13 protein-coding genes and 1 pseudogene are annotated in these 14,324 nt (G+C 69.2%); 4 read left to right on the top strand and 10 right to left on the bottom strand.

Annotation, left to right across the window (positions count from 1 at the left end; translation table 11 throughout):
• Window positions 1–12 precede the first annotated feature (12 nt).
• Entirely contained in the window at window positions 13–297 is a 285-nt protein-coding gene (locus AU194_RS22575) for a hypothetical protein (RefSeq protein WP_231743541.1), read from the bottom strand.
• A 52-nt stretch (window positions 298–349) separates the two neighbouring features.
• Entirely contained in the window at window positions 350–724 is a 375-nt protein-coding gene (locus tag AU194_RS22570) for a heme-binding protein (protein WP_369804199.1), read from the bottom strand.
• Window positions 725–987: 263 nt separating this feature from the next.
• Here AU194_RS22570 and AU194_RS22565 point away from each other — a divergent pair, with 263 nt between their 5' ends.
• Window positions 988–1,788, top strand: coding sequence for a DUF1906 domain-containing protein (locus tag AU194_RS22565; RefSeq protein WP_082698798.1), 801 nt, complete (start codon window positions 988–990; stop codon window positions 1,786–1,788).
• 6 nt (window positions 1,789–1,794) lie between these two features.
• On the opposite strand, the gene AU194_RS22560 is transcribed toward AU194_RS22565, so the two are convergent.
• The 3 genes and pseudogenes from AU194_RS22560 to AU194_RS32720 all read right to left on the bottom strand — a co-directional run.
• Window positions 1,795–3,357 carry a serine hydrolase gene (locus AU194_RS22560; protein ID WP_059091498.1) on the bottom strand — a complete coding sequence of 521 codons (1,563 nt, stop codon included), beginning with the start codon at window positions 3,355–3,357 and terminating at the stop codon, window positions 1,795–1,797.
• A gap of 77 nt (window positions 3,358–3,434) precedes the next feature.
• The gene (locus AU194_RS22555) at window positions 3,435–4,481 is read right to left on the bottom strand and encodes a resuscitation-promoting factor (protein ID WP_231743545.1); all 1,047 of its coding nucleotides are present in this window, start codon (window positions 4,479–4,481) and stop codon (window positions 3,435–3,437) included.
• Between the two features lie 216 nt (window positions 4,482–4,697).
• Window positions 4,698–5,018 (bottom strand): annotated as a pseudogene (locus AU194_RS32720) (transposase); the annotation flags it as partial.
• A gap of 95 nt (window positions 5,019–5,113) precedes the next feature.
• On the opposite strand from AU194_RS32720, the gene AU194_RS22550 reads away from it, so the two are divergent.
• Window positions 5,114–5,311, top strand: coding sequence for a hypothetical protein (locus AU194_RS22550; protein WP_059091497.1), 198 nt, complete (start codon window positions 5,114–5,116; stop codon window positions 5,309–5,311).
• Window positions 5,312–5,313: 2 nt separating this feature from the next.
• Here AU194_RS22550 and AU194_RS22545 read toward each other — a convergent pair whose 3' ends face one another.
• Genes AU194_RS22545 through AU194_RS22535 form a run of 3 tightly spaced genes read right to left on the bottom strand, consistent with a single transcriptional unit; the run spans window position 5,314 to window position 10,289 of the window.
• Window positions 5,314–6,012, bottom strand: coding sequence for a proteasome protein (locus AU194_RS22545; RefSeq protein ID WP_059091496.1), 699 nt, complete (start codon window positions 6,010–6,012; stop codon window positions 5,314–5,316).
• A 13-nt stretch (window positions 6,013–6,025) separates the two neighbouring features.
• Window positions 6,026–7,393 carry a cytochrome P450 gene (locus AU194_RS22540; RefSeq protein WP_059091495.1) on the bottom strand — a complete coding sequence of 456 codons (1,368 nt, stop codon included), beginning with the start codon at window positions 7,391–7,393 and terminating at the stop codon, window positions 6,026–6,028.
• Between the two features lie 49 nt (window positions 7,394–7,442).
• Window positions 7,443–10,289 (bottom strand): RND family transporter, encoded by a 2,847-nt coding sequence (locus tag AU194_RS22535; RefSeq protein WP_059091494.1) that lies wholly within the window; start codon window positions 10,287–10,289, stop codon window positions 7,443–7,445.
• Window positions 10,290–10,661: 372 nt separating this feature from the next.
• Between AU194_RS22535 and AU194_RS22530 the strand changes: the two genes are divergently transcribed.
• Window positions 10,662–11,300 carry a VWA domain-containing protein gene (locus tag AU194_RS22530; RefSeq protein WP_157576421.1) on the top strand — a complete coding sequence of 213 codons (639 nt, stop codon included), beginning with the start codon at window positions 10,662–10,664 and terminating at the stop codon, window positions 11,298–11,300.
• Between the two features lie 7 nt (window positions 11,301–11,307).
• Here AU194_RS22530 and AU194_RS22525 read toward each other — a convergent pair whose 3' ends face one another.
• Both AU194_RS22525 and lnt read right to left on the bottom strand, forming a co-directional pair.
• Entirely contained in the window at window positions 11,308–12,069 is a 762-nt protein-coding gene (locus tag AU194_RS22525; RefSeq protein WP_369804198.1) for a TIGR02206 family membrane protein, read from the bottom strand.
• Window positions 12,070–12,280: 211 nt separating this feature from the next.
• A complete protein-coding gene (gene lnt, locus AU194_RS22520) occupies window positions 12,281–13,747 on the bottom strand; it encodes an apolipoprotein N-acyltransferase (RefSeq protein WP_059091493.1) in 1,467 nt (488 codons plus the stop codon).
• Window positions 13,748–13,827: 80 nt separating this feature from the next.
• Here lnt and AU194_RS22515 point away from each other — a divergent pair.
• A partial coding sequence (locus tag AU194_RS22515; protein ID WP_157576418.1) for a DUF222 domain-containing protein occupies window positions 13,828–14,324 on the top strand: 497 nt, incomplete at its 3' end.

Raw genomic sequence — 14,324 nt, 5'->3', positions numbered from 1 at the left:
TTGTGGACCGGCCTAGTTGCAGCCGCCCGCGCTGACCCATCTGCCGTTGTAGCTGACGCATCCGGTGGCGTTCGGCGGCGGTGGTGGGTCGTACGGCATCGGCGCGTAGTAGGCGGGCGGGGGCACATAGGGCGCCACCGCGTCGGCGATGTTCGCGCACCCGCTGACCGAGACGCGGCGCCCGACGCTGGCGCACACATCGGCCGTCGCGTCTCCCGGCGGATGAACCACCGAGACGACGCCGAATACGGCCGCACTTGCCGAGGCGCCTGCCACCGCCAGTCTGATCGCTCGCATCCCTCGACTCATCGCTTCACTCCCCTCACCGAGAACGGCCGGCGGATGCACATCACGGCGGGCCGAGCGGGCCTGCCGGCGCGGGGGCGTCACACCGGTTCCGCAGATCGGTCAGCGGCTGGCGGATCCCGTTGATCTCGGCCTCCACCTGGCGATTGGCGGTCATGTAGTCCTGGACGCGGCCGCGGACTTCTTCGTTGGGTAGGCCCCGCAGACTGGTGAAGAAGGTGTTGACGTCCGGATGGCTGAACAGGTAGTTCGCCATCGCCGTACCGACCGCGCCGGACACCTGTGCGAGGTCTCCCGCCGTACACCCTGGTGGCGGCGGTGCGGGCTGAGCGGTTGCGGACGCCGAGCCGGCCAGCAGGACCGCTCCGATTCCCATGATCGTCAACGTCTTCCGGATGACGTGGTCTGAGTGGGACACGCGTTGACTCCTTCACCGTGCGGTTGAGTCAAGGACACCGTAGCCATGACGCGCACGCACACGGTCGGAATTCGCGTGACGAGTCGCGATTCCGACGTGAAAGTTTTCGGAAGGAACCGTTCTCGGGTTTCTGGCAACCCCGGTCGGTCGTCGCGACCGGCACACGGTTGCCCACGTCCCGTGACATCCGCCGGAGCACAACGATTTTCGTCGACTCGGCCGACAGGGCCCGGGCGCAGCCGGGAAGTGGTTACCATTCCGCAGTGCACGTTTCCCAGGGGCCGTCCGGTCGTGCCGTCTCCCGGCGCGAGGTCCTCACCTGTGCCGTGGCCGCCCCGGCTCTTCTCGTGGCCGGTCCGGCGGTTGCGACCCTGACCGCAGGATCGGCGGCGGCCGCGGACCTCCAGTTGATCGATTTCACCCATCGGCTGGTCGCACCGGAGGAGATCCGGGCGGCGGGTTTCGACGGTGCGCTGGTCTACGTCTCTGAGTTGCGGCCCGGTGCGGACTTCGACTTCAAACCGGTCACCCGCGGCTACGCGGACGCGCTGCGCGCCGCCGGTCTGCACGTCGTCAGCTGCTACCAGTACGGCAAGCCCGGATGGCCCACCCCGTCGGACTTCACCCGCGGATACGACGGCGGGGTGGCCGACGCCGAGACTGCCCTGCGGTGGCACAGCGCCGCCGGTGGTCCGGCCTCGGCGCCGATCTTCTTCAGCATCGACGAGGACATCGACCAGGACACCTGGGGCAGCGTCGCGGTGCAGTGGTTGCGCGGCATCAACTCGGTTCTCGGGGTCGCGCGCACCGGCGTCTACGGCCACAACCGGGTGTGCGCCTGGGCGATCGAGGACGGGGTGATCGGCCGCTCCACCACGCCGGGGCACTGGTGGGCCTGGCAGACCAGAGCCTGGTCTGGTGGGGAGCGCGAGTCCAGGGCGGTGCTCTTCCAGTCCGTGGTCGTCACCGCGTCGAATCCCGGGGTGCGCCTCGGCGGCACCAGCGTCGACGTGGACGAGGTGCTCGCCGCCGACTTCGGGCAGTGGGACCTCCCTCGAGGCTGATGCGGCTCAGCGCGGCGCGTGTCCGAGACCGAGGGCACGGGCCACCTCGGTCGCCACTTCACCCCGCAGTGTCGAGATCGGCCAATTGCCCCGTGGATGGATCGCGTTGGCCAGCAACACCACATAGGTGTCCGACGCCGGATCGAGCCACACCGACGTTCCCGTGAAACCGGTGTGGCCGAAGCTCCCGACGGGGAAGACCTTGCCGCGCGGTTGGGATTGCGCGGTGTCGATGTCCCAGCCGAGCCCGCGCAGATTCTGGCCACGGACCGCCGGATAGCTCGACGCCAGCAGCGGATGCCGGGTGTTGGGTGGCGCGACCGCGGCGGCCGCATTGGCGGCGTCGACCTGCCCGGGTGTGCGGCCAGGTTGCTGTGGAGTCGTCATCAGCTCGAGTGTGGTTGTGCTGAGCGGGAATCCGCTCGGGCGGTGCGCCAGCCGGTCGAGCAGCGCCTGGGCGAACGTCCCCACATCGCGTGCGGTGGAGAACACCCCGGCATGACCGGCCACGCCGCCCATGCGCCGCGTGGTCGTGTCGTGCACCGCGCCGCGCAACAGGTGGTCCCAGTCCGGGTTGGTGCGCGGGTCGCGTCGCCCTTCGTCGTCGTGGGCGGTCGGCGCGATGCGCGCGAGCAGTTCGGTGTTCCATGTGTCCGCCGGACAGCGGACCGGCGCACCGGATTTCGGGGCCGGCGCCCACTGCAGCACGGCGCCCCGGAACCTGTGCGGCCCGCATGCCCGCGCGGGCGGCAGGTACCGGGTGTCCGTCATCCCCAACGGCGCGAAGATGTTCCGCTCGGCGTAGGCGTCCAACGGCTCGCCGGTGACCCGCTCGATCAGTTCGCCCAACAGGATGTAGTTGATGTCGGCGTACCGGAGGACAGTCCCGGGCGGGGCCTCCAGCGGCGCGGTGAGCGCCCGATGGAGACCCTCCTTCTTGTCCGCCCGCGCCAGACCCCACGGATCGTCGAGGTTGACGTCGGGGGGCTCCCCCGAGAAGTGGGTGAGCAGCATCCGCACCGTCACCGTGGCGCGCTGCGGGTCGTGAGCCGGGTTGAACTCGGGGAGGTAGTCCTGCACGGCGTCGTCGACCCCGACCCTGCCCTGCTCGTAGAGCTGCAGGACGGCCACGGCCGTCACGAGGACCTTCGTCAGGGAGGCCAGGTCGAAGATCGTGTCCTCGGTCATCGGTTCGGCAGGGCCCGGCCTGCCGTCGAGCCCCGGCTCGCCGGCGAGTCTGCGATCGCCGTAGGCGCGCTGGAAGACGACCCGGCCGCCGTGCCCGACGAGCAGCACCGCCCCCGGGAGCCGCCGGGCCGCGATCGCATCCTCGATCGGCCGGGAGACCCCGGTGAAGTCGGCGGTGATCGCGGGGCTGGCCAGGGCGGCAGGCGCCGGTGGCAGTGGCGGTGGCGGTGCGGGCGGCGCGCTCGGGCTCGGGGTCGACGGGAGGCGCGCGGAGACATCCTCGGCGGTGTGACCGCACGCGGCGGCGATCACGCAAACTGTTGCCAGCACAACGACTTTGCGGAGGCTGCCGGCCAGGGCGGCCAGGGTTTCAGTGGCCAAGAGAGACGCCGTCGGTTCCGGGGATCACGTGCGGGCCAGCATAGGCTCTCGGCGGCGGTTGGAACGCGAAAACCGGATCAGCGCTTGACCCGCGCACTGCACACCGGCCATGCACCCCACCCCTGTCCCGCGCGCGTGGCCTCGGCGACTGCGATCTGCTCCTCCCTGGTGGCCAGGTCGGCGCGCGGCGCGAACCGCAGACCGCCATAGGCCTCCCAGGTGCTCTGCTTGAACTGCACCCCGCCGTAGAACCCGTTGCCGGTGTTGATGGCCCAGTTGCCGCTGGATTCGCATGACGCCACCGCGTCCCAGGCGGCGGTCCGCACGGGCGGCACCTGCGTGCCCGGTTTCGCGCCGACCCGCTGTACCTGCGGCCGAGCGGGGGCCACCACGTCGCGGGCCACCACCTGCCGCCCCGTCACCCTGCCGTTGACCGTGGACACCGCGAAGGTGATGTCCTGTGCCCCCGGGGCGCCCGGATCGTCGACCACGCTGCGGCTGATGTTGAGGCCCGGATCGTGGATGCGCCGCAGCGGCGCAGGCAGCGGCAGGCGCGCGGATTCCCGGTGCACCCGGATGCGGGTCACCACGATGCGCATGCCCTCACGGACCGGGCTGGACGCGGCCGGTTCCACCCTGTCGCTCTGCTGCAGCGGTACGCCCGCCGCGGCCAGGAACTGCCCCACAGTGGCCGCCGCCAGGCGATGGTCGCTCGGGACACCGCCGTCATCGAGGTGCACCCGCTTGGGGGTCACCACGGGTAACGCCATACCCTCCACCGGCAACCGGTCGGTCCGGGAGGCGGTGACGGGTGCGGCCTCGGTCAGCGACATCTGGTTCAGCGCATCCTCGACAGTCAGGGCGGTGGTCCACACCTGCCTGCCCGGTCCCCCGTCGACGGACAACTGCAGCGGCCGCGCGCGCCGCAACACGACGGTATCCGCGACGGCCGCGTCGGCAGCCGGACTGACCTGGTCGTGCGCGCCGACGCGGAAACCGTTGTCCCGCAGAATATCGCCGACCCGTGACCGCATCGTGGACACCGTCATCGACTCGCCGTCGACGGTGAGCGTGACGCGTTTGTGCGCCGCCACGGTGTAGGTGCCCGCGACCATCAGCACCATCAGCAACGCACCGAGCAGCGCCCGGTGCAGCGTCGGCCGTCGGGCGGCCGTTGGGGTCGGCGGCGCCGCTTCGAACGCGTCGGCGCGTTCAGCCTCCGCCAGCATCGCCAGGACGTCTTCGGCGAGCGCACCCCGGGTCGCCCCGTCGAGCACGACGTGTCCCACCCGGGCGACACCCGTGGCCTGGCACAGCACCAACGCCTGTACGAACAATGGTGTCAGCGCGGCGAGGTGCCGTGTGCGGAATTCGGCGATCGCATGGCGATCGGGTCTCTGCCCGGCAGCCAGCCATCGGAAATCGTTGTCATCCACACACTTACGGGCGATCTCCCGCGACGAGTACACCCCGGACGTGTAACCGAGGAGCAGGATGCTGACCGGCACCCGCGGATCGTCGCCGTAGGCGGCCCGGATGCGGGCGAGGTCCAGGTGTTCGTCGACCAGCGCCGCGATCAACAGATGGTCGGGCGAGAGCCCCTGCGCGGGAGCGCCTGACGCCCCGGCGGGCGGGCGGGTGGTCACCGTCGCGAGCTTCATCAGCGGTCAATCATGCCCCTGACCGGGCCGTCGGCCGGTCAACCCGTCCGGCGTGTTGTGCGCGTACCGCACAGCGGCACTGGGATCGTGGAGGCATGTCCGAGCGAGATCTGGTCGAGGAGTTGCGACGCTGGCAGGACAGCGGTGCCGTCTGGACGGTCCTGTCGCGAACACCGGACCGGGTCACGGTGGCGTTGCTGCGCTGCGACGGCGGTGAGGAGGTCGACAGGTTCGTCTCCTCCGACCCGGAACTGTTGCGCTTCATCGGCGAACGGCGCGACAGCCTGGAGTGAGGTCAGTCGAAGAGCCCGTCCAGCACGCGGTCTTCGAGCTCCTGCCACCGGCGTACGTCGTTGCGAACCTTCGTGACTTCGTCGTCGGAGAGGTGCTCGGCGCCGTCGGCGGTGATGCGACAGAGGTCCATCGGGCCGCCGACCGTCGGGGAGCTCTCATCGAGTGCGTCCAAGACGCGCAGCGCCGCAATCACGCCGTATCGGATCGGCCGTTGCGACATCCCGAAGTTCGCGAGCAACGCCCGCGCCTGCTGCGCCATCGGGGCGCCGCTGCCGACGGCGTGGAAGCCGGTCTCCTCGTAGTGCCCGATCAACCCGTGGGGGTCGATGTCGACGATGAACGGGGCGCCATTGGAGTACCCCGCGGCCAGCACATAGGTCGCCGGTGTGGCGCCGCCGCCGTCGCTGCCCGGAACGGTCTCGATGAAGTTCTCGTAGTGGTGGCGCAACACCGGCACGACCCGGGACTGCAGTGCCCGTCCGACGTCCTGGGCCTCGACGATGGTCTCGGGCTGCGCGTCGAACAGCTGCTCGAGGTCGTAGAGCACCGCACGGGAGCCGCTGCCGCCCCAGGCGGCGCGCTTACCGAGCCCGTGCAGTTTCTGAGCCGGGTACGTCAGACCGCGGGCGGGTTCGGTGATCTGGGAGTCCGCGGCGAGCACGATCCCGTCGGCGCAGCGCAGGGCAATCACGACCGTCATAGCAGCGATGCTCTCAGGTGCGGCGGCGCACGCGGGCCCAGATGGGCCCGGCCGCCACGGTCGTATAGGGCACCTCGAGCGGGAAATCGTCCTCGATCGAGGAGATCTCATGGTCGCGGACCAGCGTGGCCAGCGCGAGCGTCGCCTCCAACATCGCGAAGTGCTGTCCGATACAGGCGCGCGGACCTCCGGCGAACGGGATGAACTGCCAGCGATCGCGGTCCTTGACGTTGTGCGGGGCGAACCGCTCGGGGTCGAACTCCAGCGGCCGCTCCCACAATTCCGGATCGCGGTGCACCGCGTAGATCCCGACCCCCACGAGGCTGCCCGCCTCGACTCGGTAACCGTCGATCTCGATGTCGCGCAGCGCCAGCCGACCGACGCCCGCGGCCGGCGGGCACAGCCGCAGCGACTCGTTGAGCACCTGCACGGTGTAGCCGAGCCGGCCGACGTCCTCAGGGGTCAGCAGCCGGTCGCCGATGGCGCGGGCCTCGGCCGCGACGCGCTCCTGCAGGTCCGGGTGGTGTCCGAGCGCCCACAACGCGTAGGTCAGCAGGGTGGCGGTGGTGTCGTGGCCGGCCAACATGAACACCAGCAGTTCGTTGCAGATGTCGTCGTCGGACAGCGCCAGACCGGTTTCGGGGTCCGAGGCGTTGATCAACGCGTGCACCAGGGGCGCGTCGATCGTCGGGTCGGCCCGGCAGGCGCGCAGGATGTCGTAGGTGACCGCCTTCATCGTCGCGACGGCCGCGGTGGCGCGGCGGCGCTGGGGCGTGGGCAGCCAGCGCGGCGCCCGCACGGGTTTGAGCGCGCGGTCGGCGGCGTACCCCGCGGCCACCGGCAGCGGCCCGGCGATCACGTCGGCTTTCGCGTCGAGGTCCAGCCCGAGGATCGACCGGCCCAGCGACCGCATGGTCAACCGGCGGCACTCCTCGTCCAGGTCGACGCGCACGCCTGCGGCCCAGCCCTGCCCGACCATCTCCGCGGCGCGCGACATGTGCCCACCGAAGCCGCGCACGCTCGGCTTGGTGAACACCGGTTGCAGGGCCCGGCGCCGCGGCACCCACGGCAGGTTGCGCAGCACGAACAGGCTCTCGCCGCCGAGGTCGCGGACCTCGTCGTGCACCCGGCAGCGTTCGGCCGAGGCGTGGTTGCGTCCCAGGACGTCGCGGATCCCGGCCGGTGAGGTGACGACCACGATCTGCGGGATCATCCACGCGGGTCCGAGCTTGAGCCGGATCACCGGCCCGCCGACGCGCCGCAACACCTCCTGACCGGTGTGGAAGTTGCGCACCAGGGGCAGCAACTGCCGGTAGGGCAGCGGATTCTTCGGCGGCAGGGGCAGCGTGCCGAGCCCCGCGTCCTCGTTCGTCGCAACCATGACACCCCCATCATGGCGGGCCGGCCGCGGGGATGCGACCTCGGCGCCCTCAGCCGGCGTTGCCGGACCCCAGGCCGATGGCCGCCAACCGGCGCCGCGACGCCGTGGTGCGCACCCGCGTCGGCCACCAAAACCAGCGCCCCAGCAACGCCGCGATCGACGGTGTCATGAACGAACGCACGATGAGCGTGTCGAACAGCAACCCCATGGCGATGGTGCTGCCCACCTGGCCGATGACCAGCAGGTCGCCGAACACGAACGACGCCATCGTTGCGGCGAACACCAGGCCTGCCGACGTCACCACCGACCCGGTGCCGGCCATGGCCCGGATGATGCCGGTCTTGAGCCCGCCGTCGAGCTCTTCCTTGAACCGCGACACCAGCAGCAGGTTGTAGTCCGACCCCACCGCCAGCAACAGGATCACCGACATGGGCAGCACCATCCAGTGCAGATCCAGCCCGAGGATGTGTTGCCAGAGCAGCACCGACATCCCGAACGACGCACCCAGCGACAGCAGCACTGTCCCCACGATCACCGCGGCTGCGACCACGCTTCGGGTGATGACGAGCATGATGACGAAAATCAGTGTCACGGCGGCGATTCCGGCGATCAGCAGGTCGTAGAACGAGCCGTCCCGCATGTCCTTGTAGGTGGCGGCGGTACCGGCGAGATACACCGACGACCCCTCCAGCGGCGTGCCCTTGATGGCCTCTTTGGCCGCGGTCTTGATCGCGTCGATGTGCGAGATGCCCTCCATGGTGGCCGGATCGCCCTCGTGGCTGATGATGAACCGCACCGACTTGCCGTCCGGGGAGATGAAGTTCTCCATCCCCCGCTTGAAGTCGGCGTTGTCGAACACCTCGGGCGGCAGGTAGAACGTGTCGTCGTTGCGGGCGGTGTCGAACGCCTCCCCCATCGCGTCGGAGTTCTCCCGCATCGCGGTCGACTGGTCCTGCATCCCCTTCTGCGTCGAGTACATCGTCAGCATCATCGACTTCATCGACTTCATCGATTCGATCTGTTGCGGCAGGGTCGCGACGAGTTGCGGCATCAGCGCATCGAGCCGCTCGAGGTCGGGCACCAGAGCCTGCACGTCGTCGGTCATGGTGTCGACGCCGTCGAGGGTGTCGAACACCGAGCGGATCGCGAAGCAGACCGGGATGTCGTAACAGTGCGGTTCCCAGTAGAAGTAGTTCCGGATGGGCCGGAGGAAGTCGTCGAAATCGGCGATGTGGTCCCGTAATTCGGCGATGTCGACAGTCATGTTGCGGGTCTTGGTCACCATCTCGTGGGTGGTGGCGGCCATCTGACGGGTCAGGCTCGACATCCGTTCCATGGTGTCGATGGAGGTCTGCATCTCGTCGGCCTCCACCAGCATGTTGGCGGTCAGGTCCTCGTTGTACTTGTCGGTGAGGTCGCGGTTCGCGCTCTGCGCGCTGAGCAGGAACGGGATGGTGGTGTGCTCGATCGGGGTGCCGTCGGGCCGGGTGATGGTCTGTACCCGCGAGATCCCGGGCACCCGGAAGATCTTCTTGGCGATCTTGTCGATCACCAGGAAGTCCGCGGAGTTGCGCAGATCGTGGTCGGATTCGACCATCAGCAGTTCGGGATTCATCCGCGCGGTGTCGAAATGCCGGTCGGCGACCGCGTACCCGAGGTTGGACGGCATGTCGGCGGGAATGAACTTCTTCGTGTCGTAGCTGGTCTCGTACCCGGGCAGCGCGAGTAATCCGACCAGCGCCAGCGCGCAGGTCGCCACCAGAACGGGTCCGGGCCAGCGCACCACGACGACGCCCACCCGGCGCCACCCCCGTGAGGCGATCGGGCGTTTGGGTTCGAACAGCCCGAACCGGCCGCCGATCGCGATGACAGCGGGCCCGAGCGTCAGCGCCGCGGCGACCGCGACGAGCATGCCCACCGCGCACGGCACCCCGAGCGTCTGGAAGTACGGCAGCCGCGTGAAGCTCAGGCACAGCATGGCGCCGGCGATCGTCAGACCGGAGCCCAGCACGACGTGGGCGGTGCCGCCGAACATCGTGTAGTACGCGGTTTCTCGGTCGTTTCCCGCGCCGCGCGCCTCCTGATACCGGCCGATCGCGAAGATCGCGTAGTCGGTGCCCGCGGCGATCGCCATGAGTGTCAACAGATTCACCGCGAACGTGGACAGCCCGATGATCTCGTACTGACCCAGGAAGGCCACGATGCCGCGGGAGGCGCCGAGTTCGACGAACACCATCAGCAGGATCAGGACCATCGTCGCGATCGACCGGTAGACGAACAGCAGCATCACCGCGATGACCCCGAGGGTGATCAGGGTGACCTTGACGACGCCCTTGTCGCCGGCGTGGTGCTGGTCGGCAGACAGAGGTGCGCCGCCGGTGACGTACGCCTTCAGTCCGGGCGGGGTCGGTGTGGTGTCGACGATCTCGCGGACGGCGGCCACGGATTCGTTCGCGAGCGCCTCGCCCTGGTTGCCGCGCAGATACACCTGGACATAGGCCGACTTACCGTCGTTGCTCTGCGCTCCCGACGCGGTGAGCGGGTCGCCCCAGAAGTCGGCCACGTGCTCGACGTGGGCGGTGTCCTCTTCCAGCTTCTTGATCAGCCCGTCGTAGTAGGCGTGCGCTTCGGCACCGAGGGGTCGCTCGCCCTCGAGGATCACCATCGCGTTGCTGTCGGAGTCGAACTCCTCGAAGTTGTGGCCGATCTGCTGCATCGACGTGAACGACGGCGCGTCCTTGGCATTGAGACCGACCGTGTGCGCCTCGCCGACCTTCTCCAACGACGGGACGAACACATTGGTCACGACCGTGAGCGCCAGCCAGGCCACCACGATGGGTAACGCCAGTATTCGAATACCGTGCGCGATGCGTGATCGCTCGGCAGTCCTGCCCATGAATCGTCCACCACCAGCAGTTCAGCGCGCGGTCGGGCCTGCGGCCGCCGAGCACACCCGTCGCGTGACAGAACATGCCCCGCGTGTAACTCGACTAGCTTGTCAAACCTTCATGGTCGGAGCACCGGTCAAACCGTCGATTGACAGCTAGTTCACAGCTGGACGCCGCCGCCGAACAATCCCCGAATTCGGTCCATAAGTGCAGTTCAGACACTATAATCAAGGGGTACGTGGAGATGCCCGTACACGATCGTCACGGGCCCGCCGGCCCGCGGCGCCGGTGGCGAAACCAAGCATTCGAAGGGTCCGTCGAAGGGCCGTGCTTGCGCGCTGACGAAACCGGGCGAACAGCAATACGCATCAGGAGAACCCGTGACTGATCCCGACAAGACACTGCTCGCCGCACTGCTCGACCGCTCCGGCTCGATGGCCACCTCGAAACAGGCCACCGAGGACGGCTGGCGCGAGCTCATCTCCGAACAGCGCCTGCTGCCCGGCCGCTGCGACGTCACGCTCGCACAGTTCGACAGCGTCTACGAACGCGTGTACTCGTCGACGCCGATCGACCGGGTGCCCGACTTCGTCGTCGAACCCCGCGGCATGACCGCGCTCCTCGACGCCGTGGGCACCTTCATCACCGAGATCGGCGCGGAGCTCTCGGCGCTGCCCGAGGAGCAACGCCCCGGCCGGGTCATCTGCCTCATCATGACCGACGGAATGGAGAACGCCAGCCAACAGTGGAGCTGGGACGCGGTCCACCGACTCACCAAGCAGCAACAGGACCAGTGGAACTGGACGTTCATCTTCCTCGGCGCGAACATCGACGCCGTCGAGGTCGGTAGTCGGATGGGCATCGCGGGCACGACGTCGATCACCTACGACGACAGCGATTACGACTCGACGATGGCGGTCACCGGTGTGGCCCGCGAGATGGTGACGAACATCCGCAACGGCAGGCAGGTCGCGTTCACCGACCACGACCGCAGGGCCGCGATGGGTGAGACGACCTGACCCGGATTCAGGACGCGGAGGCCCCGTCGGCCCGGCTCACGGTCGGGCGGCGGGGCTTTCGCGTCCACGGCCACGTCATCAGCGCCCACACCACGATGACGACGGCGATCTCGATGACCAGGTACACCGGCCACGGACCGAGGAGGTCCAGCACCGACGCGGTCGGCGGTTTCCCGTTCAGGTAGCCGTAGTTGGTTCCCGCGATCGTGTTGAACAGCAACGTGAATGCCACCCACCCGAGCGTGACCACCACCGCGAAGCGGTAGTCGCGCCAGCCGGGCCGCATCCCCCGCCCCCAGGTCAGGTACACCGCGGCCCACACCACGAGCACGTGAAGGGTGAAGAACGTGACGAACAGGTGGTGCGGGAAGTCCGGCGCACCCTCCTGCGGCGTCCCGATGTCAGGGGTGAGCAGCGCCTGCGAACTGAGCAACAGCCCCCAGAAGTACGTCAGCACGAAGGCCCGGTGCCGCTGCGACCACAGCGCGTACGCGGCGGTCAGTTCCGCGATGTCGCACAGCTGCAGCGGCACCGACGTCGCGAGGTCCGGGCGGATGAGTTTGTAGACCAGGGCGACGACGAATGCGGTCACGAGGAGAACCGCGAGCACCCGCGCGACCACCCGCGCCTGCGCTTCGGTCAGCAGGCGCCCGCGCCAGACCAGCATCACCCCACCGATCGCGAACACGACCAGCACGACGAGATGCGACGGGCCGTACGCCGAGAACTCCCGCTGCGCTGAGATCAGCTCCACCACGGTCTTGATCATCCCAGTCCGAGACCGGATCCTCCGTCAGTTACCGCCGACGACCGCCGTGTGGGTCGCGCAACGACCGCGCCCGGGCGATGTGCCCGTCCAAGCCGAGCGTTCGATGGGCCGTGCCGTCGCCGAGGCCGTCGCCGAGCAGCGTGCGGACCCCGCGCACCGTTGGAGTGCCTGTGCGACAGGTGATCCAGACCGCATCACACCGCTGAATCGATCAGCTCCGGCGTATTGCCCAGCCGTGAAAGACGATTGCGAAGGCAAGGATCGAAAGCGCCATGACCAGAACCCAATCGCCGAACCGCTGGAAGACGGTGGTGTGGTTGCCGAGCGGGACGTCGACCACCACCACGCCACGCTCGGCGGCGGGATACCACGCGATTCGCCTGCCCTGGGCGTCGAAGGCGGCGCTGACGCCGGACAGCCCGGCATGCACCGCGGGATGGCCGACCTCCGCGGCGTGGACCGCGACCTTGCTCGCCAGTTGCGGCTGCGCCCAACTCCCTTGGTAGGTCGAGGTGGAACTCTGATACACGAGTAGTTGCGCACCCTGGTGGACGAGCCGGCGCGGAAGGTCGGAGAACGTCGTCTCGAAACTGATGAGCGGCCCGATCGCGAGGTCGTCGGTGTGCACGACGGCCAGCGCGGCGCCGCGGCGCCGGTCCTCCGCGGCCGCCTTGGTGTGCCGCGCCGCCCAGTCGAACAGCCACCGGAGCGGGAGGTATTCGCCGAACGGCACCAAGCGCATCTTCGTGTACTCACCCCGCGAGCCGTCCGGCCCGATGAGCACCGAGGTCTTGGCGATCGCGCCGGTGCGATCGCGGGCGTCGACGTTGACGAGTAGGTCGGTCCCGACTCGCCGGGACAGGTCGGCGAGGTGGGCCATCGCCTCCGGTCGGCCGGCGATGTCGACACCGACGCTGCTCTCCCCCCAGACGACCAGGTCGATCGACCGGCCCCCCAGTTCCTCGGTCAACGCCTCGCCGGCCGCCTGACGAGCCGTCGAGTCGTCGATGTCGCCGGGTTGGACGAGCGCCACCCGTACCGCCGGACCCGATTGCGGCGCCGACCCGAGCCAGTACCACGCCGGACCCACGACCGCGCACGCCAGCGCGACCGCCGCGGCAACCATGCGAACGGCCCACCGCCGGTGCAGGATCACGCCGACGAGCGCGGTGTTCACCGCCGCGATCAGAAACCCGGTGAGCCAGACTCCGCCGAGGGACGCCGACGCCAGCGTTACCGGCTGATTCCACTGCGTCGCGCCGAGCACCGCCCACGGACCGCCCAGGCCGGGCCGGGCCCGCACCGCTTCCGCGAGGACCCACGCGCTCGGCAGCACCGCGATCGCCGCGAAGGTCGCCCGGACAGTCGGTTGCCCGCGCAGCATCACCTGCGCGGCCCACCCCCAGGGCAGCCACAGCGCACCGAGACCGGCCGCCATCACGACCAGAAGCGGTCCGGCACTCGGCAGCAGCCAGTACTGGGTCGCCACGACGTAGGCGGTCATCCCGCACCACGCCCGCAGTGCCCCCGCCCGCGGGGTCGGTGCGGCCCGCAGCACCCACAGCAGCGGGACCAGGCTCACCCAGGCGAACCACCACCACGCCGGTGCCGGAAAAGCCAGCGCCGGCAGCGCGCCCGCGGCGACCGCCGCCACGAGTCCCCGCCACGACGCGTTCACCGCCCCAGCGTCACATCCGAAGGGACCGTCTGTCCGGTGCACAGGGGTTGAGTAGGCCGTCAGGTCTTGTCGGTGGTCGAATGTATGTTCGGTGTATGTCGAGCAACGGCCTCCAGGACGCGGTGACCGCGCTGCGGGCCGCCTATGAGGCGGTGGCCGCCTGTGAGGTCGACCTGCTCGACAAGACCGAACTGCTCGCCGCCCTCGACGAGCTCGAAACCCTGTCATGTCAGCTGCCCACGATGAGTCACCGCCTGCTGGCCCGGCTGCAGGCCGAGGCCACCCCGCAGCAACTCGGGGCGAAATCATGGAAAGAAGTGTTGACGGTGCGGTGGCGGATCTCCAGCAGCGAGGCCCACCGCCGGCTGACCGAAGCCGCGGTGTTGGCGCCGCGCCAAGCATTGACCGGCCCGTCGCTGCCACCTGTGTTGGCGGCGACCGCGGCGGCCCAAGCGTTGGGCTGTATCACCGCCAAACACGTGGAGGTGATCCGCAAAGCGGTCGACAAACTCCCCGCCTGGGTGGACACGGTGACGCGGGAGCAGTTCGAGGTCAACCTGGTGCGCACCGCCGTCGG

The sequence above is a fragment of the Mycobacterium sp. GA-2829 genome, assembly GCF_001499965.1.
In the GTDB taxonomy this organism is placed as follows: Bacteria; Actinomycetota; Actinomycetes; order Mycobacteriales; family Mycobacteriaceae; genus Mycobacterium.
Note: the sequence above shows the minus strand (reverse complement) of the source record. Positions and strands in the feature narration are given on the sequence as shown.